The organism is Gloeotrichia echinulata CP02, assembly GCA_038087035.1.
In the GTDB taxonomy this organism is placed as follows: Bacteria; Cyanobacteriota; Cyanobacteriia; order Cyanobacteriales; family Nostocaceae; genus Gloeotrichia; species Gloeotrichia echinulata.
The window spans coordinates 3,910,623-3,931,639 of sequence record CP051187.1; the positions used below are offsets into that span (position 1 = coordinate 3,910,623).

Here is a 21,017-nt window from a genome sequence, read left to right on the forward strand (position 1 = left end):
GCAATGCCTAGCAAAACCCTGGATGTGTAAGGCATAGCCATACCTACGTATATTTCAAAAATCAAATATTAGTCCTATAGTTAGCAAACTATTTGGAAATGAGAACAATAATGCTACGACCTTGAACTAAACAGAAATCCTCTGGAATTAAAGTTTCTTGCCCAGGTTCCATAATATCCATAGGGGAAGATTGAGCAGTATCGATGACTTTATACCATTTTCTACCTAGAACAGGAGGAATTTCAAATTTGAGAGTATCCCAGTACATATTGAGCATAACATGGATATCTGCTGCTCCTTTAAAGCCTGCTAATGTAAAAGCGAGAACTCTGGCGTGAGAGTCTTCCCAAGCTGGTCTATGCAGATGTAAGCTATGCCAAGAGATGTCAGCCAAACCTCGCTCATTAACTTCACCATTGAAGAAGTGGCGACGGTGTAATGATTCATGACAATAGCATTTACGAAAACTAATTAACAGTTTGAAGAACCTGTGAATATCTGCATTCTTCTCTACCAGATTCCAATCAAACCAACTGATTTCGTTATCTTGGCAGTAAGCATTGTTGTTACCCTTTTGAGTGCGTCTGACTTCATCACCATATGTAATCATCGGCACGCCCTGCGATAGCAAAAGAATAGTTGTAAAATTCTTAATTTGTCGCCGCCGCAATGCATCAATATGCGAGTTATCAGTCTCTCCTTCAACACCACAATTCCAACTCAAATTGTCATTGATTCCATCTTGATTGTTCTCGCCATTAGCTTCATTATGCTTGTTGTTGTAAGAAACTAAATCATTGAGAGTAAATCCATCGTGGCAAGTAATAAAGTTAACGCTATTAATTGGTAAATGTCCGCTTGATTGGTAAAGGTCAGCACTTCCAGACATGCGCCAAGCCACTGCGCCTACGTGTCCTGAATCTCCCTTAATAAAGCGTCGAACGTCATCTCGGAAGCGTCCGTTCCATTCTGCCCAACGATAGCCTGGAAAGTAGCCAATCTGATACAATCCAGCAGCATCCCAAGCTTCTGCAATAATTTTTGTCTCCGCCAGGATTTCGGATGTTTCAATTTGCCAAACTACGGGTGGATGAACCATTGGATCTCCATTTTGGTCACGAGATAAGATGGAGGCTTCATCAAAACGGAAGCCATCAACATGCATCTCTTGCACCCAAAATTCTAGACAATCAACAATTAATTTCTGGATTAAAGGATGATTGCAATTAATCGTATTTCCACACCCTGAGTAATCCATGTAGTATTGTTTATCGAATGGTACAAGATGATAGAATATACTATTGAAAAATCCCTTGAAGTTAATAGTTGGTCCTTGATGGTTTCCTTCACCAGTGTGGTTAAAGACTACATCTAATATGACCTCAATTCCTGCCTTATGTAAGGCCTTGACCATATCCCGAAACTCTGTGATTGGGTTTTTATCGTTGGGAGAAGCACAATATGAAGTTTCTGGAGCAAAAAAGCTGTGTGGGTTATATCCCCAGTAATCTTTGAGTTGGTTCCCATTGACTTCTCGCAGAACTTCTGTTTCATCAAACTCAAATACTGGTAATAATTCAACGGCTGTAATTCCCAATTCTTGCAGGTAAGGAATCTTTTCGATCACTCCAGAAAAAGTACCAGGATATTTGCAGCCAGAGGAAGGTGATTTAGTAAACCCGCCAACGTGTAATTCATAAATGATGGTTTCATTCATGGGTCGGTTCAGAGGGCGATCTCCTTCCCAGTCATAATCTGATATATCTATGACTAGACTACGCATTGAAGTAGTCAAGTTATCTATTGACCCTAAAGCATCAGTGCGCTTCCACAGCGTAGTACTATTTCCTTTTGAGTAAGGATCAATCAGTACTTTGTTTTTGTTAAAACGGTGTCCTTTTCCATGTAAATCCTCAGGCCCATCAACGCGATAAGCATAAGCAGCACCAGGTTTTAAACCTCTGACATAAATATGCCACAAAAAGAAGGTTTTATTGAGCTTTGAGTCTAACTGAATAATTTGTATCGGTTCTGGGTCATCAGGTATCTCAAATAATAACAATTCCACAGATGTAGCATGTTCTGAAAAGATTGAAAAATTCACTCCATATTGGTCAGGTTTTGCACCCAAAGGATATGTACGTCCCAATTCTACTGGGTATTTTGTTGTAGTTTCTGCTTGATTAAATGTTGTTGCAATCATTTTTTATTTTTTCACCTGGAAAGTTAATTGATAATTGATTGATGAATTCCGTAATATTTTGTCAGTAGTATATTTTTTAGAACATAAATTCATTAATCATAGAAACCTAGTTTTTTAGAATAGGAGTAACTAAGCTTTAGTGTGGCTGCAGAGATAAACACAGTTCCTTTGCCGTATTTGAATAATGAATCAATGTTCTAGCTAATACGTAAGCGATTGCAATGAATCTTATCAGAGAGAATTGCACTAGCTATAACGCCCGTGTGGATTTCTAGTTCAGCATCGGCTGGTGCTTCAAAATGAAAAAGTTGTTTTGGGAAAATAACTCGCTCAAAGTACCAATTAGGAATATTTGCGATCCGAAGTACCTGAATCTGGCTAGTAGTGTTAACGTAATTGCAGACAATCCAATCAGACTCGTCAGAAATTACCAGCGTTTTTCTTTCCCACATGAGAGACTCGAATTTTTCATCTTACTTGCTTACTTGGTAGCTACCTGCAATCTCTGCTCATTAATTGCTTTTAAGAAAACTTCCATGAACTCGACGACTACATTAGGATGTTTTGCTGTAATCAGATTGCCATCAATATGTATATCCTTAGTTCCATCGCCATCGAAGATAATGATACCTCCAGCATTTTTGACATCACAAATAATGTTGTGGGCACAAGTTACTTCACGATTTCTCAAGAGTTCTGGATCAGCACAAAACAACCAAAGACTATGACAAATAGTTCCAATATTTAATTTTCCAGCATCCATAGCTTTTACAGCTTTGCGGAGAAATCTGACAGCAGGAGATTGATTGGATTGCCCCTGTTGAGGATACTCTTCATAGCGAAGACGATCCATTGCATATGCACCGATGAGAATAATGCCTTGATAATCAGTAGGCTCAATATTATTTACTTCTACTGTAACAGTGACTTCTTCTGTTAAGTCAACTCCTTTAAAGGTTAGTTGCTCTTGATTCCAAAGATGAGAAATATACTCTATCTCGTATCCATGAAACGGAAAAAACTTATTAAACGCTCGAAACTCAATTTCATCAAAATGTTCTTCAATCAGTACACCTATTTTCCCTGGAAGTTTAGTACTAGTATTTACCATGATTTTATCTCTCCTTTGTCAATATTTACGACATTTTTTTCAACAGATTTACTGAATAAATGAAAAACTCAATACCAGAAATGGAGTTTAATTTGTTCTAAACTTCTCGTTTGGCTCTGCATCAGTCTGCTATTCATTTGAATTCAAAATATCATTCAGAGTACCAAAACAGCCCGCAGCCTTATTAAATCCTGCATAAACGCAGAGAAACAAAAGAAGCTCTTCTATTTCTGCACGTGTGGCACCTTGTTGAAGAGCCATATTGACGTGTGCTGCAAAAGGACTACCACTCCCGACTTGATCTTGATTGACAACATCAACAGCAATTGTTATCAAAGCCTTGGTTTTTTGGTCGATTAACGGAAGTCCCCATGCTTCACCGGCGACACGACTACAAAAATCCCCAAACTTCGGATTGATACTATTTAAAGCATCTTGAAGTTTTCTATCATCTAAAACAGCATTTGTATACGGTGTTGCCTTGCCATTTTGCTCCAATGCTGTATGATTTGTCTGACTCATAGTTTTTCTCCATCTATTACACAAATTTTGCTGTTCTACGGCAATTTTTTTGCGAAATGCAAACATCCACTAAGTGCTTTGCTTATTTAATACAGCAATCCCGGATATGTCGTGAACAAAAAATAATCAGCACGAAATTCAGAATGCAGTAATGGCAGTAATTTAAGCTAATAATTAGCCTAATATTGGAATCTAATTTGATTTTGGAAATTACTTACATAAGAAGGCAATAGGCAAGAGGGACTGCATTCTAAATAATTAAGGAAACCTGCTTGTTGATTCATATTTAACAATTTCAGATAATATCAACCAGCTAACATCTTTAAGTTAAGGCTAATTTTAAGCTTTTATACTATATATAGTGATAATTTTGGAAAAATACTCTTGCTCAAAGCACCATCCATAAAATAAAATAATTTATTCATCAGTTAAGCACAGACTTTCCTTTTCAGGACTTACGCGGCGAGGCTATTCGTGGAGATCGGAGAAGTAGGCATAGAGCATTGGTTAATTTTTCCTACCCTATGCGCCATACTTCGACCTCACTCAGTAGCCATACTTCAACTTCCCTGCGGGACGCTGCGCGAACGCTCAGTACAAGTGCCCCATACCTAACCCAAACTTTCATTAATTCGTAGCGAATTCTCTGCTCCCCTCTGCGTTTACCTTTGCGCTCCTCTGCGTTTAAATTTCCAGCCTCAATTCGCCACGATTTTACGCAAAGCGGTACTTAGCCCCATTCCGCTCTCGCACCAAAATTGGACAAGGCTCCCCAGTCATCCTCTTAAATTGATCCTTAATTTATCGATCTTGTCTACTCAAATATTGAAAAAAAGTAAACAATAGGTTCATATTGAAACCGTTCAATAGACTAGGTGTAATAAATAAAGACATTTTGAATGTCACACGTAAATTCTTGGTATGAAAAAGCACCTAATATTTTAATACTTTTGACCATAACTAATTACTAAAGCTAATGTTTGCAGCCTAAAATGACACATGAAAAAGTGTATGAAAATTCAGTTCTGGATGATAAAGAACTTCAAGAGGCTTTAGAAGCTATCAATCCCAAATTTGGTAATTTTGTTACTCGCGTAGCAGGAGAAGCGTGGGGTTTACCGTTAATTAACCAAAAGACTAAGGCTTTAATCACTCTTGCAGTTGATGTGGTTAATCAAGACCATGTAGGTTCAGGAAATCCCTTTTCAGCACATGTGAATATGGCTCTGAAGCAAGGAGTGACTCACGCGGAGATTGAAGAACTGTTTTTATTCATGTGTGTTTATGCAGGATTCAATAAGGTTGCCGGTTGCTTTGGTACTCTTAATCAAATTCTTGAACAAAGTAGAGTTAGACAAATGATCTCAGCAATCACAAAGGCCGATTATGCAATCCGTGATCAAAAAGGTAAATTAGCATTCTACGTTCTTTTGTGGAAAAAAAATGGGATTAACTTACAGCTTTTTGATGATTACTGGAGAAATGTTCATGGGCCACTCTGTGCGAGACTACCAGGTCAGCATCAATACTGGCAGTTCCATCTAGCTCATAATCAGGGTGATTTCTGGCCAGTGATTGATGGTATAGAGTACAACTCCCAGCCAGAAGATCAATTTGATGGCATTGCCGAATTAACTTTTGAGACAGAAGCAGACCGTCAGACATGGTTTCAAGCTGCGGCTGTGTTGATGGATGACGAACATAACTTATTTCGCAAAGCAATTGGATACAACACTAGTTTTGGTAATTCCAAAACTTATGTTGATACCATTCCCACAGGAGACCCTAACGGAGAACTGGGTATTCTGAAGTTCCACGTCATGGTAAAAAAATCTGATGACGTGAGTGTTGAGGAGTTCCGCAAATATATGACAGATAGCTTTGCCTCAGCTATTGTCAAGAATGATTTAGTCCTCAAGTTTAGACTGCATTTATTTGAGGAAGTAGATAATTCGCGTCCTGATGCAGCAGGAGTAGTGCATTATGAACCACCACAGCAACAGTATCAGGCAGCTTTTGAAATAGCATTTTCCAATTCCCTAGAAATGGGAACATTTTTTGACTCAAAAGAGTATGCAACAGCAGTAAAAGAACAGGCGAAATATGTTAAACAAATCAATTCATTTCCCGAACGGAGTGTTTACACTTTTGTCTATGATAGCAATATGACCTTAGCAGGACAAAGGAGTTCAAAGGTAGCAGAGTTAATTGTAAAAGCAGGAGCAACCAATCAATTGCAGGAGAATATAGTTTCTCTGATGAATGGTAATAACAATATTAAATCTGGGCTAGGACATTACATCCAAGGAGTGCAACACTTTGGAATAACAGTTTACGATATGCCAAAATCTCTAGAATTTTACCTAGACGTGTTAGGAGGTAAAGTTGCTATTGGTGGAGATGTATTTTACGGTGAAGCATTGCATAATCTCCTCTTTCAGAAAGAGGAAATTGAGGCGCTGGAAAAAGGTATTAATCCAAAAAAATTGGGTGTTGCTAACATTAGAGATGGTTCAGATATGTCTTTAGATGTTAGATTCATTTCTTTTGGTAATACAGTTGTTGAGTTAATTCATTTCCGAGATGCTAAGTTAACACTGGCTGCACCGAATTTCTTTGAAAAAATACCTTCTTCTGTTGGTTATACCAATGCACCACACCTTTCTTTCTATGTGAAAGATGATGTGGATATTGATGATTTTGCTAAAAAATTAGAAGAAGAATGTCAAAAACGAGGAATGACTGAAGTAGTTGTTAACCACATCATTCAGGCTAACTCAGCAGAAGAAATGAGAAAACTTGCCCCCAAATTTGCTAAGACAGATTTTACTGGTGATTTTGAGGGGTGGGCATTATTCTACTGTAAAGGTCCGAACGGTGAACAACTAGAATTTAATCAAGTAACTCGTAAAGCTAAAGAAAATTTCACAAGAGCCGAAGCAGAATATAACCAAGCTAACGGGACAAATTATTGGTTTTTAAATTCCCAAAAACAAAAATCAAATCCTAAAAAACTGTACGCTAGATACAGTACTTCTGTTAATGCCAGCTACGAAATTGTTTGGGATATTTTACTCGACAAAATGCAAAATCCTCAACCTTATATTCCTTATGTGGTTGAAGAATTGAAAATTTTGGAGAGATACGAAAATGGCATTCTCCGCGAAATTAGAACGCCGGTAATGCACATGAAAGAAAAAGTCACTGTAGATAAGCAAGCCGGGAAGGTAACATTTACTGTAGTGGATCATCCACTTTTTACAGGTGAGCTAAGTAATCAAGTGACGCTACCTAGTAATGGTAATTCTGGGTCTTGTCCAATCTTAACTTACACAATAGATTTGCAGCCTATTAGCGAAACATCTCTCCAACAAGAAGAGGCGCAGTGGTTTATTAAAGCTGCTCAACCAGAAGCGATCGCTCAAGCTGCTCAACATCTCAAAAATATTATTGAAAGCAAAAATAACCAGGGAGTAAATACAATGACACTAGCACATTCACAGACATTTGTTGGTACAAAATCTGAAATTGTGCGGCGGATGTTTCAAGCGGGAGAATCGATGAATGTCGAAAACATTGCTGCTTTCATGTCCGTCAAAAATGAAGATGCTGGACTAGCCTCCGGCTTACTAGCTACTAGTCAACAGGTAGGTGCTGCCATAGTTCTGGCGTTGCTAGTGGCAATTTCCAGCGCTCACACTCAAGAGATTGTCACGGCGCAAGGTAACTCGCCAGCGGTATTGGCAAGCGCATTAACCCAAGGCTTTCAGTCTGTCTTCTACCTCGGTGCTGGTTTAGTTGCACTTGGTGCGATCATTGCGTTTGCAGTTATCCAACAACAAACCAAAAACTCTCATAATAATTAGCGTCTTTTCATATGTAGCAAAGGAAAGCAGTAATGCTCGCAACAAAAATTAGAAACTTCGATTATTCAATCCGCGATCAAAAGGGCAAAGTATCCTTCTACGTTCTTTTATGGAAACGTCAAGGAATTTCTTTAGAACTTTTTGATGACTATTGGAGAGACGTTCACGGACCTGTTTGTGCTAGACTACCAAATCAACACCAATACTGGCAGTTTCATTTAGCTCCAAATGAAGGTGGTCTATGGCCAACCATTAACGGTATTGAATACACTTGTCCCGAAGAAGATCAATTTAATGGCATTGCCGAATTAACTTTTGAAACAGCAACCGAACGGGATCTGTGGTTTAAATCTGCTGCTATCCTCATGGATGACGAACATAACGTCTTCAGGAAAGCCATCGGTTACAACACTAGTTTGGGTAATTCTCAAACTTATTTTGATAGTATCCCCACAGGAGATCCCAACGGTAAACTAGGTGCAATTAAGTTTCACGTCATGGTAAAAAAATCTGATGCCGTGAGTGTGGAAGATTTTCGCCGATATCTCACAAATAGCTTTGCACCAGCTGTTATCGAAAGTAATTCTGTTCTCAAATTCCGCCTACATTTGTTTGAGCAAGTAGATAACTCTCGCCCAGATGCTGCAGGAGTTTCTCATTACGAATCCCCAGAAAAACAGTATCAAGCTGCGTTGGAAATTGCCTTTGCTAATCCTTTGGAAATGGAAACATTTTTTGCTTCCAAAGAATATGCGATCGCTGTTAAAGACCAAGCTAGATATGTCCAGCGGCTTTTACCATTTCCCGAACGAACTGCTTACACCTTTGTTTATGACAACAAAATGACTCTGGCAGGTCAGCGGAGTTCTACAGTGGCAGAACTGATTGTAAACATTGGCGCAACTAATCAACTCAAGGAGGACGTAGTTAGTCTTATGTTAGAACAGAAACTCATTTCTTACTCAAATGGTCACTCGAATGGTTCTCAAACCAATAATACAACCAACACATTGATTAATAAACGCACTAACTACTACAAAGATTTAGCTGCAGATTATTCTCGCCCAGGACTCGTGAGTGCTTATGTAGCCCAAAAACTGATAGAGGACGCCCAGAAGATTGTGGCAATGAAAGAAAGGACTTTGCCACAAATTGGCACTAATTACACTCTAGAACAAATTGAACAAGAAAACAAAGAATGGTGGCCTACCCATTGTGAGGCATTGAGGCAGGGACGAGGCGATATATTAACTGGTGAATATCGAGATGATTTGGTCTATTTTTGTCAGGATGGTCCCTATCAAGGCTTGGAACAACAAAAAGAGCGCGAACAGCATTGGTGGGCATTAATTGCTCAACCAGGTGTGACGATGTGCTGGCCAATTGTCATGTTTCATGGTGAAGTTACCTTCTTTGAATGGAAGTGTGTGGATGATGAAACCAACGAAACACTCGCTAAGGGAAATGTTACTTGGATTCGACGTGGACATAGAGGCGGATGCTATCTCAAAACAGAACAATTGACCTTCTACCGCGATGTTTTTGCTCCCAGTCAACTATTGAAGTTGATTACGACTGCCTAATACCATATCAACACCCCCATAGTCCACGAAAATTTGTTAAAACCAATACCTATGGCATCTAAACCTAAAATCCTGGCCTTTGCTGGTAGCACCCGCATTGATTCGTACAATAAAAAATTGGTCAAAATTGCGGCAGCTGGCGCTCAAGCAGCAGAAGTAGAAGTGACTTATTTAGACCTACGCGATTTACCCCTACCTCTTTTTGATGAAGATTTGGAAGCTCAAGAAGGTTTACCTGCCAACGCCCGCACTTTCAAGGACTTGCTGATTTCTCATCAAGGATTGCTGATTGCTTCGCCTGAATATAACAGTTCACTCACAGCAGTTTTGAAGAATGCCATTGACTGGGCATCCCGTCCATCTGCAAATGAAGCTCCATTGGCTGCTTTTACAGATAAGGTTGCCGCAATTATGAGTGCTTCACCTGGCCCTCTTGGTGGTTTGCGGGGGTTGTCTCCCCTGCGGTCTATCCTGGGCAACATAGGAGTTTTGGTACTTCCCAATCAGGTAGCCGTACCCAAAGCTTACGAAGCCTTCAACGCCGATGGCAGCTTAAAAGCTCCCCAACAGCAGGAATCTGTTGAGAAGCTAGGTAAAAATTTAGCAAACATATTGCTGAAGCTTTACTAAGCTGTTACGCATTTACAGCAATTTTCACTCATTTGAACCACAGATCTTCGTAGGGGCGCAAGGCCTTGCGCCCCTACCCTGTGGTCTATTTACCTGAAAATGGCTGTAAATTGTATATTTCGCGCCAAGGTTGTCAATAGTCCAGAGTCCAGAGTCAAAGACTAGCTTGGACTTTGGACTTTTTACTCAATACCGCCCGTTCGCCAGAATATTAAATCTATCTGCGTATCAGCTTAAACCATTTGACATACTCCCCAGCCTAAAGGCTTTTCTCCATCCCCTATGCCCCAATACAGGGATGTTAGGCTCGAATGATATACACTTACGGGAACATCCAAAATTTTTTCTTCTAATGACAATTTTATTCGTGCCGTGCCCCTACGACAATTTTCCTTAACTGAACTGTATTGCCCTATGCCCTATCTCATATCTTGCACCACCGTCTTATTGCGAAAAATGTAGCCGGAAACCCTTATTTTTTCGTAGGGTGGGCACTGCCCACCCTACCCTTAATGAGAAGGTGCAAGATGTCAGCTATGCCCCATACCCTAAAACTCCACCCACAAGGAGATGGAGTTTTTTACTTGTGAGAAATCCGGGGATAGATTTTTCTCCAGAATTTTAATAGTAATAAAGTACTAAATCCCAATAAACTTAACTGATTAGTGGGTTCGGGAACAGAGGTAGATTTAAAATTGTCCACTAACAGTCCAGAATCAATATTGCTATCTCCCACATCTATAACTCCAACTCCTAAGGTGTATGTTCCTGTAGTTGGTAACTTGAAGGAAAAAGTGCGAAAGCCAGTCTCTTTAAAAAATTCTGTCTGAGGGAATTCTAATGTAGCTTTAGTTACATCTGCTAGTTCTAATAATGAATTGACGGAGTTGTCTGAGGAAGTGATTGAAACAAAGGAGAAATCTGAAAAAATAACTGGCGGTAATACCTCATTGGTCAAAAAATTCCAATCAAAACTCAAACTATCTCCAGCTTTTGCTGTGAATTTTTGTTGAATAGCGGAGCCTTTAGTAACTCCTCCTTTGCCAAAATTATTCAGAGATGTATCTTTTAATACTAGTAATTTTTCTATAATTGGAGCATCAAATGTAGCACCACCAGTTGACAATAAAGCTTGCGAATTTCCCTGTGTTGGATTACTGCCAAATTTTTTGGTTTCAATAGTAGTAGATCCTAGTGTTGTCCATCCAGTAAAATTGCCACTTTCAAAACCACCGTTGACCAGTGTTGCATTAGTTGAACTACTGGGAAAAGGAAATGTTTTTAATGATAATTTATATGAACCAGATTCAAAGTGATCTCCTCTAAGGTCAATGTCTCTTAAGCCAGAAACCGCAAAGTTCAGGCTACCACTAGTGGGAATTTCTCCGGTTAATATGGGTAGAACATTGTTATCAGATTGGTCATCGTTAATTGCGATGATCTTACCAAAATCATCCAACTGTCCTAGAAGTGGATCGAATGACTGTGAATTTACCTCTGCAGTAAATAAATTTCCAGTATCCAAATTTGAAAATTTGTAAAAATCAACTTTTTGATTCTCTAGTTGTCCCGCTACACTACTGATAGCAGATGACAGAATGTTTTTGGTGGGATAATCATTATTATCCTGATTATTTTTGCCTATTGCTCCTGCATAAACAGGTGAACTAATAGTAATAAAATAGAGAGAAATTGAATAGCTACTAATAGCTAGCGTAGGGAGTAATTTCATCAAACTTACCTGCAAACTAGATCCTGCTATATATGAAATGTACACAGTGAAAACTGTTTTTGCTAGAACACTTATTCAGTATTCAAAAGTCTGGTTTTTAGTATTACTGAATCAGTATTCTAGAAGCTAGTACAGTATGGCGTAAATAAACCACCCATTCCAAATAGCCAAAAAGTCTGCCCTATAAGCTGACTTTTGACTTTCGCCTTGCGGTATTAGGCTATTACCTGCTACATAAAAGCTGGACAAATCCAGACATTACTTGACGTTTCAACGGGAGCATGGGAGCGGCTATCCCTTAACGTCCAGACACGGTTGAGCCAACCGTGCATATTTTTCGAGATTTTTAGACGCATTTAAATCTCGATCTTCAGTATGCTGACATTTTTTACATTCGTAAACCCGCTCTGATAGACTAATTTCTTGAATTTCTCCACAATTTGCACAAGTTTTACTAGATGGGTAAAATCTATCTACAAATACGACAGTTCCACCATATCTAATTACTTTATATTCTATTTGTCTGCGGAATTCATAAAAATTGGCATCGCTGACAGCACCGGCTAACTTATGATTTTTCAACATCCCCGAAGTATTCAAATCCTCCAAAGCAACAACTGCGTGGTTTTTGCAGATAAATGTAGTTGCTTTATGAGTCGCATCAATACGTATATTAGTAATACGTCGATGCAGTTTAGATATTCTCAATTTTTGTTTTTTATAACGATTACTCCCCTTTATTTTCCTTGTAAGTTGACGTTGTAATCTTGTTAACTTCCTCCTGGCACTTTTTAAAGCTTTCGGATTAACAAAAATCACTCCTGTTGATAAGGTAGCTAAGGTTTTTATTCCTAAATCAACCCCAACATAATCATGTTCTTTAGGAGTGATGTCTGGTTCTATTTCATAAGAACAAGAAATGTACCAATCTGCCGCTGATTGAGATATAGTAACCTTTGTGGTTGTGGTATGAGGCAAAGATTCATAAGTTGAAACCCAGCCAATCGTTGGTAATTTAATGCGTTTACCACCGATATTTATTGGTTTACCACCGGCATTAATTGTAAAACTCTCATTTCTCCCTTTTCTTTTAAACTTGGGATATTCTGCACGTTTAGAAAAGAAGTTCTTAAAAGCTTTTCCTAAATTATCAAAAGCAAATTCTGTGATTTTTTGACAAATGCCTGGTTCTTTAATCCATGTCAAAACTGGCTTGACTTGATTATTAAATAACTTTTTCAAAATCAAGTGATTGGGTTGATATCCAGATTGATATAATGCTTGCCATGTGGCGAGTCCCCAATTGTATGTAAATCGCGATATGCCGGCATGTTTTGACATCAGAATTTTCTGGTCAGCAGTCAATTTTAACTTGGTTTTGATAGAAGTCAGTAACACAAATTTAATTGTAAGGCAAGCTTTTCAAATCATCACATAAATAGTGCAGGTGGGTCTAGAAGGTTTATGTAAATTTTCTTGAAACATGTGGTGACAGAAGCCCTGTGAGCGCGTAGGGTCTGCACCATACGCGAGCAAGGTTTTTGGTGCGGTTTGTCAATAAATGTCCGTGGAAATCCAGCAAATTCTTAACTAGGCTATTACCTCATAAGGCAACATCATTTCATTGTCTTCATGTCCAAGCATATGACAGTGCCAGACATAGGTTCCAACAAAGGAATTGCCGAAGGGTAGGTTTTCTGCTGCTTGAGATCCAAACGGAACAATCAGACGAGTGACCTCATACGGGTTGACTAGTACTGTATCTTTCCATCCAGCCTCATTTGCCGCTGGCGGTCTTGCCGGGCCGATCGCAAACGGGGTAGGATCAGGTGGTGGATACCCACCTGGCACAGTAGAGCCACCTGTTGCATGATGTGATATGACTGTACGTAGACCTGTAGCATAGTATGCTTTCAGATACTTGGTTGGATTAATCTTTTGTCGATTCAATATCTGGAATGGGACTAGATGCAAGTGCATTGGGTGGGCAACAGGCTGAAGATTGATGATGTTCCACTGCTCCACGGTGTCCACTTTCGGCCGCTCCATCAGTTCTGGGTTTTTGAGTGGCTCATCCCAGTAGAGATAGTTCAGCAACAACACAATCGGCCCAGCTGGTCCAGCAATCTCTACCAGTGTCAGGAACCTTTGCCGTATCGGCTTAACAGCAATTGGTTTTATGGGTGGTTTATACAGTCGCAGTATATTAGGAACTGCCTTGGGGGCAGCAGCACCCGCATTGACTGTGAATTGCATAATTTCGGGCAATTCGGGATTAAATATGAATGAGTTAGCCCTACCAAATGGATATGGTGAAATGGCATCATTTTCTAAGACAATTTTGTCTCCCGGCAGACTTTTAGAGAAGTCAATCAACACATCAGCCCGTTCGCCAGGAGAGAGCAGCAGACGGGATAAATAGACGGGAGCGTTGAGCATACCCTGGTCAGTGCCGATTTGAATGATGGACTGCTTTGAGGACAGCTTGAGATTGTAAGTCCTTGCGCTTGAGCCATTAACAATTCGGAATCGGTATAGGGTACGGTCTACATTGAGATTCGGCCAAGCCTTACCATTTACAGTAGCAACATCAACAACATACTCCACTAACCAGGGTGGCTGCTTGGGGTGAGAGGTGGAGCCATCAGCGTTAAAAGAACGGTCTTGTATTACCAGGGGTATTTCATAGGGCGCTCCAGATGGCAGACCCAGTGGCCCATTGCCACCCACAGGATCGTCAATGTCTCTGATTAGGTATAACCCTGCAAGACCTGCTAAGACATTCAGACCTGTCATTCCCAATGCATGGTCGTGATACCACAGGGTCGCCGCTTCCTGATTGTTGTTGAAGTTGTACAGGTAAGTCTGTCCTGGCGTAAAGGTATCCTCTGGGTATCCGTCACTTTTTGCTTCGCTGTTGCTACCATGCAGGTGCAAGGATACTCGCGGGCTAGTTTTGTCAGACTCTAGGGTACCATGCAACCCCGTGTCAACTGCTTCTAAAAGGGGATGATTTCCCACAATATTGTTAAACACGTTAATGCTGACGGCTGTGCCTCTTGTAACTTCGATACTTGGTCCAAGTATAGAGAAACCACCATAAGCCAATGTGGGGCCTGCCCCTAAGTTGGTGTGGAATGAGTGTGAACTCTTTGCGATCGTCAAAGTGCTGGGTGGCGAAGCTGCAAATGGGATGGGTAGAGGTTCGGTAAACTTCGTTATCTCCCCAGCGAGGTTCGCATAAGTTCTATTTGCCTTAAGTAGGGCAGTAGCAAGGAATGCTGTTCCAGTGCCTGCACTTGCAAAGATAAACTGTCTTCTGGTTAACATCGGTACTTTTGATATATGAGTTACATCTGATAGGCTTGACGCTTATCAGCAATCTTTTTGTGCGTTACCCCAACTTTCTTGGCAGATTTTTTACGATTGTTGCTACCTTTAGCTTTTCTATTAATTTGGCTTTGTCTTATTTTCAGAGTACGTTTAACTTTTTTAGATGCGGTTGCCCTGTTACAGAATAAGAAATGTTTTTAATTCACATCACGTTTGAATATAGTTTTCACTTTTCAGACATTTTTTACCATATAAGATATTGATTTTAGGGAAAAACTTAGTAGGGAATTTCACAAGTCCCTAGCAAATTTCTTTTGCATATGGACTCTGCTAGGCAACATCCAGCTGACAAAACAGATTCAGTAGTCCGAAAAATTTTCTTTCAAGCAGCTTACACTTGGTGGTCATCATGGAAAGCTCACATAATTTCGCCTGAAACCCTGATGATTTCGTAACTTTTCAAAAGTTTTGGATCTCCTGAACCGTATTGACCCATAATCCTGTTAAGTTAGTCCTTAAGTTATCGATCTTCATTTCACAAAATCTTGTAAGGCTGCAAGACTGTCATTTGTCATTCGCGGTGTACACTAGGACGCATGAAAATGGGCATGGGGCATCTGTGTTCTACATCGATATTGGATTGGTCGAAGTATTATTCAATACCTATTCTCTGGGCACATATATCTTCTGTCTTCGAGGTCAAGAGTCAAAAGATCTTCGTAGGGGCGCAAGGCCTTGCGCCCCAAAAGCGTGGTCTATTTACCTGAAAATGGCTGTAAGTCAATAAAAATGATAATTAAAAAAATCCGGTGAGGGAAAAAAGCCGCTAGCAGCTTTTTTCCCTTTTTTCTGCTGATCACAAATTTTCTTCAAGAAGAATTTTTTTGAGTATCACAATTTTTATTATTATGTATTTTTGTAAAGTTTTTAGAAGCAATTGCGTAAAACTATTAAGTTTACCTGAGTAATTTATACGGGTTATTTTAACCCTAAAATAACAAGCCTAAGCAACTGTAATGGCTTTGTTTCATCCTATCTGTATGAACCACAACAGAGGAAACTAATCATGCGTAATGACTTTGTAATTAATACTGAATTTGGCTCTATTGTGCCATTCGATCTAGCGGTAAAACGTAGCAACGGCAATAGAATGTCTCAACCTGTTTCTGTGGTAAGTGGCGATGCCTGCGGCGGGCTTCGCCATCGCACCGCATCAAAGATGAGTCATGCAGATAGGATAGCTCAAACCCAGAAGCTTTTAGATCGGGCGATCGCATATGCTTGGCATACAGTCAAGACTGATCGCAGACCACCAAAGCTGACCCCTATACGTTGGGTATGGCGAATGGCAGGTGCTTACTATTCCAGCCGTCATACTACAGTACTCATGGAAGAAGCGGCTAGAGGCTTTGCTGCATCTGGTCGTCAGAATTTAGCAGAGTGGGCTGCACAAAAAGCCAAAGAAGAAGCTAGTCACGACCAACTGGCCCTGCTCGATATTCAATCAATGGGATATGACGCTGAGGCTGTCGTAAAAGTGCTGGTTCCATCTGCTGCAATGACTGTGGTAGATTACTTCACTCAAAGTAGAATGGCGATCGATCCAATTAGTTGCGTTGGTCTTTCCTATGCAAGTGAACGCTTAGGAACATTTAAAGGGGAAGAGTACATTGAGAGTGTAGAAGCTTTGCTACCACCTGGTATTCATGCCACACGCTGGCTACGTATACATACTGGCGTTGGTGCAGAAGCAAAGCATGTAGAGGAGATAGTTGAGGTTGTTGCACAGCTTGCTCCCCAAGAGTATATCCGCGTAGTCAAAGCTTGTTATGAAACCGCCTTGTTACGCTTTACCCCACCCAAAGAGGGCTACATCTCAGACGAGGAACTTGAGAACGTAGTATCATATCTTGCCAATGAAACTATTTTTTCACGGAAATTTTCCTATCGAATTAATACTACAACTATTGAGGAGGATCTCACCAGTAGCTGTTTTGAAGCGGATTTCGATCTCTTGAAGTTTAATAACATCAAACTTGATGATTTGGAAAGTATCATGACTAATGAATTCGCGCAAGGATTGCCAAGCGATACCGAATTTAGTGGTTGGTAGATTCATCTGCCCCCAGTAATGTCAATGTAGCAATAGTCGCTGTAGTTAAACCTGTAACTCCCATGATGTTCATGCGTTCATAAGGTTTCTCAGCTTTGAGAATTTTTAAGCACTCACCTGTTGCTATATTCCACAGCCGAATTGTTTCATCATCACCACTACTAGCTAGAATCTGATGATCGGGACTAAATACAACAGACCAAACTCTGCCTGTATGTCCTTCCAAAGTCCTGAGACATTCACCTTTACTAAGATCCCACAACTTTACTGTGTTATCTTGACTGCAACTAGCTAGTATGTGGCTATTTGGACTAAAGGCAACTGACTTTAACCAACCTGTACCTGCCTGCAAAATTCTTTTGCATTCATCAGTGCCGACAAGCCATAACTTGATTGTTCCATCATAACTGCTACTTGCGAGCAGTTTACCATCGGGACTAAAGGCAACGGACAAAACCCAATTCGTATGCCCCTCTAGGCTTCTTTCACATTCACCCGTGCTGACATTCCACAATTTAATTATCTCCTCTAAAGCCGCACTTGCCAGAGTTTTGCCGTCAGGACTAAAGACAACTGACCAGACTGCAGCACAATGTCCTTGGAATGTTTGCAAGACTTGACCACTACTTATATCCCATAACTTTACTGTTTGATCGTTACTGCTACTTGCCAGAGTTTTCCCATCGGGACTAAAGACAACCGACCAGACCACAGCACGATGTCTCTGGAATATTTGTAAGGCTTGACCCCCAGTAACATCCCATAACCTTACCGAAGAATCTTGACTGCCACTTGCTAGCATTTGCCCATCTGGACTGAAAGCGACTGACTGGACTGCAGCACAATGTCCTGGGAACGTTTGCAAGACTTGATCTCCAGTGACATCCCACAACCTTACCAAAGAGTCACGACTGCCACTTGCTAGCATTTGCCCATCTGGACTGAAAGCGACTGAGAGTACCTGATTAGTATATCCTTGGAACATTTTCAGGCATTCACCAGTGTCAACATTCCATAGCCTCAACGTCTGATCTTCACTACCACTTACTAGAAAATCACCCTGTGAACTAAAGGCAACCGAAAATACTAAACCGGAATGTCCGTGGAAAGTTTTCAGGCACTCACCAGTATCAACATTCCATAGCTTCACCGTCTGGTCATGGTTACCACTAGCTAGGAGATCGCCCTGTGAACTAAAAGCGACTGAATAGACTTCACTAGAATGTCCGTGGAAAGTTTTCAAGCATTCACCAGTACTAATACTCCATAACCTCACCGTGTGGTCTTCACTACCACTCGCCACCATTTGCTCATCAGGACTGAGGGCAATTGACCGTATTCCATCATCATGTGCGTGGAAAGTTTTGAGGCATTCACTGGTGTTGATATTCCACACCCTAATTGTATGGTCATCACTGCCACTTAGTAAGGTTTGCCCATTTTTACTGAAGGCAACAGAGCATACCCAACTTGTGTGTCCGTAAAAGGTTTTAAAGCATTCACCAGTGCAGATATTCCATAACTTGATTGTGTGGTCATCACTGCCACTTGCTAATACCTTACCATCAGGACTAAAGGCAACCGACCAAACCTCAGTATTGTTATATTCCCGAAAAGTTTGGATGCATTGACCTGTACTGATATCCCACACTTTCACAGTAGAGTCAGCACTTCCGCTTGCAAGGATTCTGTCATCAGGGCTAAAAGCAAGGGACACAACCCAGTTGGTATGACCTTTACAAGTAAAAATTTGTTGCCAATCGGAAACTTGATAAAAGCGAATGTCACCATTAGTATCACCCAAAGCCAAAAGCTTGCCATCAGCGCTAAAAGCCACCGACAGAACACCGCCAAAGGTTTCAGCAAAAACAGACCTATCAAAATTCGCATTTTGAAAATTTACATCGTGCAATTTCATGCAACGCAGGTCTACTTGCCAAATACTCAGAGAAGAGAAATCATGGCCAGTGAGGTCAGTCCCCAAATGACAGAGCAAATTCAGGGCATTGCCAGCTGTATAACTTTGTTCTAGAGGTGATGTTTCTCGGAGATTTGCCAGAATTTGGGTTAGCTGATTTTCTAGGTTTTTTTTGCTTCTAAAAATACCCAGCAACCCATCTATAACTGATTGTACAATTAGGCGAATTTGAATATCCCTCACGTAGTCTTTCGCCGTTGCTTTCATCAAAGCATGACACCTGAATAACTCAATATTCTGACTGGCAATTTCTTGACAAACTTGATCTATCAATCGCTGAGTCACATACTCCATGACTACAGGTTGTAGAGTGAATAGTCCTTCGCTTTTCTCGATGAGCGATCGCCTCACTAGAGATTCTAAAGACTCCAACAATCTTTGTGACGGAATTCGTGAGACAATATCCTCCCTTAGTTCTGATAGCGAAACTGGTTCACGATTGATGGCTAGCCAGTACATTGCATTCTTTTCTAAATTTGACAACCGCAAAAACTGCTCTTCTAAAAGCTCATGAATATCACCAAAAACAGTTGTTTCTTGTTGTAAAAATTTAGATATGTCACCACAAAATACATCTTGAATAGTGGTAGCAACCACCTTCAAAGCTAGGGGATTACCTGCATAACGCCCTACCAAATTGCTAGCTTCAGACTCAGCAGCACAGACTCCCTTGATTTTCAAAATTTCTTGCCCATCCGCCGCCTGCAAACCACCAAGAAGAAATGAACGTACAGATAATGTTTCTCCTTCTGATGCTGCTACTTCTTTAGGTTTTTCTCTACCTGTTAAAAGCAAGCAGCTTTGGTGAGTTACTTCTCCTACTCGTCTGAGCAAATCCCCATATTGCTCATATCCTTCGCGGTAAAGTCCGGCTCGACTACCACTTTGCAGAATTGACTCTATATTATCTAATATCAGCAGACTTCGATAGTGGCGCAGATAATCAATCAGTCGGGATATTCTTTCGCCTACATCTTCTGGTAAAGAAGCTTCTGTTTCTTGCTCATCGGATAAAAACTGAATCAGACTAGCTAAAATATTTTTGATGGGTGGAGCTTCCCGCAGCGATCGCCATATGATGTACTCAAAATTATCTTTAATACACTCTATCGCCTTGATAGCTAAAGTCGATTTACCAATTCCTCCCATTCCCAAAATTGCCACTAACCTGCAACGATCTGCAACGATAAACTTTTCTAATGTAGCTATTTCTTCTGTTCTACCATAAAAAATTGAAACACTAGTCGCTTCTCCCCAATCTTGGTGCTGAGATTGATCAGAACTGGTGTAACAATCTTTATCCAATTTCAGATTAAAAGCTTGGAAGAAAAGCTCAATTGTTCGTTTATCAACTCCGTCTTCACAAGACAGCACCTTGGAAATCGTAGCAGTGTTGATTCCAATCCGGTCACTTAAATCTTCAAGGGTATACCTGTTTCCATAATTTTCGTTGAATTCGGCAGTAAGTTTAGCAGATTGAAGTTTTTGTAATCCTTCTGGAGTAAGAATAACACCACGTTTACGCTTGTGCTTTGTCAGCTTCATCTAAACCTCCCACGAGACCCCCACTATGTATTGGTAGTCAAATTAGTAGTGGGTTGTTGACCTTTTTTTAAATTCAAAATTCAAAATTAGTAAGAAAATTAATTTTCAATTAAGATGATGTTTTAAAAGTTCTCGGCGAATAGAATTCTCTGAGACTGGGCACATCAGAACAGACTTTTAAAACGTCCTCTAAGTAATTCCTAGTACAGTCTCCCACTGATTGTAAGAATCAGTGGTGTTTCTAGGTGGTAGGATCGAGGAAGGCTTCAGCCCGGAGATTGTCAAACCAAGGCTATCATCAGGTGATTGGGGGGATATTCGAGACAAAAAAACCTAACATAAGAATATTCAGTTAGATATACAGTACTACTTAAGTATGAATATAGCACAAAAGGTTCTTG

Annotated in this window: 11 protein-coding genes and 1 pseudogene; 4 read left to right on the top strand and 8 right to left on the bottom strand. The window is 40.3% G+C overall.

Translation table 11 applies throughout. The annotated features are described in order from the left end of the window. Positions 1-88: 88 nt before the first annotated feature. The 4 genes and pseudogenes from glgX to HEQ19_17235 all read right to left on the bottom strand — a co-directional run bounded on the left by glgX (position 89) and on the right by HEQ19_17235 (position 3,836). Positions 89-2,203, bottom strand: a complete 2,115-nt coding sequence (glgX, locus tag HEQ19_17220) for a glycogen debranching protein GlgX (GenBank protein ID WYM00975.1) — start codon at positions 2,201-2,203, stop codon at positions 89-91. Between the two features lie 203 nt (positions 2,204-2,406). Beyond that, positions 2,407-2,655 (bottom strand): annotated as a pseudogene (locus HEQ19_17225) (DUF1830 domain-containing protein). Positions 2,656-2,684: 29 nt separating this feature from the next. Next, positions 2,685-3,314, bottom strand: coding sequence for a DJ-1/PfpI family protein (locus HEQ19_17230; GenBank protein WYM00977.1), 630 nt, complete (start codon positions 3,312-3,314; stop codon positions 2,685-2,687). 129 nt (positions 3,315-3,443) lie between these two features. Further along, positions 3,444-3,836: a carboxymuconolactone decarboxylase family protein gene (locus HEQ19_17235; protein ID WYM00978.1), complete on the bottom strand. Its 393-nt coding sequence runs from the start codon at positions 3,834-3,836 to the stop codon at positions 3,444-3,446. 992 nt (positions 3,837-4,828) lie between these two features. Here HEQ19_17235 and HEQ19_17240 point away from each other — a divergent pair. The 3 genes from HEQ19_17240 to HEQ19_17250 are packed head-to-tail and all read left to right on the top strand — an operon-like array spanning position 4,829 to position 9,915. Further along, positions 4,829-7,702, top strand: coding sequence for an AtaL-like protein (locus HEQ19_17240; protein WYM03470.2), 2,874 nt, complete (start codon positions 4,829-4,831; stop codon positions 7,700-7,702). A gap of 32 nt (positions 7,703-7,734) precedes the next feature. Continuing rightward, complete coding sequence (locus HEQ19_17245) at positions 7,735-9,285, top strand: EthD domain-containing protein (GenBank protein ID WYM00979.1); 1,551 nt, start codon at positions 7,735-7,737, stop codon at positions 9,283-9,285. 51 nt (positions 9,286-9,336) lie between these two features. Then, positions 9,337-9,915: an NAD(P)H-dependent oxidoreductase gene (locus HEQ19_17250; protein WYM00980.1), complete on the top strand. Its 579-nt coding sequence runs from the start codon at positions 9,337-9,339 to the stop codon at positions 9,913-9,915. A gap of 580 nt (positions 9,916-10,495) precedes the next feature. On the opposite strand, the gene HEQ19_17255 is transcribed toward HEQ19_17250, so the two are convergent. From HEQ19_17255 to HEQ19_17265, 3 genes are all read right to left on the bottom strand, one after another. Beyond that, on the bottom strand, positions 10,496-11,647 hold the full coding sequence (locus HEQ19_17255; protein ID WZI66944.1) for a hypothetical protein: 1,152 nt from the start codon (positions 11,645-11,647) through the stop codon (positions 10,496-10,498). A 291-nt stretch (positions 11,648-11,938) separates the two neighbouring features. Further along, positions 11,939-13,045, bottom strand: a complete 1,107-nt coding sequence (locus tag HEQ19_17260) for an RNA-guided endonuclease TnpB family protein (protein ID WYM00981.1) — start codon at positions 13,043-13,045, stop codon at positions 11,939-11,941. 192 nt (positions 13,046-13,237) lie between these two features. Beyond that, a complete protein-coding gene (locus HEQ19_17265) occupies positions 13,238-14,977 on the bottom strand; it encodes a multicopper oxidase domain-containing protein (protein ID WYM00982.1) in 1,740 nt (579 codons plus the stop codon). Between the two features lie 1,069 nt (positions 14,978-16,046). Here HEQ19_17265 and HEQ19_17270 point away from each other — a divergent pair. After that, entirely contained in the window at positions 16,047-17,093 is a 1,047-nt protein-coding gene (locus tag HEQ19_17270; GenBank protein ID WZI66945.1) for a hypothetical protein, read from the top strand. Here the strand turns inward: HEQ19_17270 and HEQ19_17275 are convergent. Next, on the bottom strand, positions 17,080-20,616 hold the full coding sequence (locus HEQ19_17275; protein ID WYM00983.1) for an NB-ARC domain-containing protein: 3,537 nt from the start codon (positions 20,614-20,616) through the stop codon (positions 17,080-17,082). The two genes, HEQ19_17270 and HEQ19_17275, sit on opposite strands and share 14 nt — an antisense overlap. Between the last annotated feature and the right edge of the window lie 401 nt (positions 20,617-21,017).

Bases quoted from the DNA above. Each gene is read 5' to 3' on its own strand.
- HEQ19_17235 (WYM00978.1), bottom strand. From the start codon at position 3,836: ATGAGTCAGACAAATCATACAGCATTGGAGCAAAATGGCAAGGCAACA.
- HEQ19_17255 (WZI66944.1), bottom strand. From the start codon at position 11,647: ATGAAATTACTCCCTACGCTAGCTATTAGTAGCTATTCAATTTCTCTC.
- HEQ19_17240 (WYM03470.2), top strand. From the start codon at position 4,829: ATGACACATGAAAAAGTGTATGAAAATTCAGTTCTGGATGATAAAGAA.
- HEQ19_17230 (WYM00977.1), bottom strand. From the start codon at position 3,314: ATGGTAAATACTAGTACTAAACTTCCAGGGAAAATAGGTGTACTGATT.
- HEQ19_17275 (WYM00983.1), bottom strand. From the start codon at position 20,616: ATGAAGCTGACAAAGCACAAGCGTAAACGTGGTGTTATTCTTACTCCA.
- HEQ19_17250 (WYM00980.1), top strand. From the start codon at position 9,337: ATGGCATCTAAACCTAAAATCCTGGCCTTTGCTGGTAGCACCCGCATT.
- HEQ19_17265 (WYM00982.1), bottom strand. From the start codon at position 14,977: ATGTTAACCAGAAGACAGTTTATCTTTGCAAGTGCAGGCACTGGAACA.
- HEQ19_17270 (WZI66945.1), top strand. From the start codon at position 16,047: ATGCGTAATGACTTTGTAATTAATACTGAATTTGGCTCTATTGTGCCA.
- HEQ19_17245 (WYM00979.1), top strand. From the start codon at position 7,735: ATGCTCGCAACAAAAATTAGAAACTTCGATTATTCAATCCGCGATCAA.
- glgX (WYM00975.1), bottom strand. From the start codon at position 2,203: ATGATTGCAACAACATTTAATCAAGCAGAAACTACAACAAAATACCCA.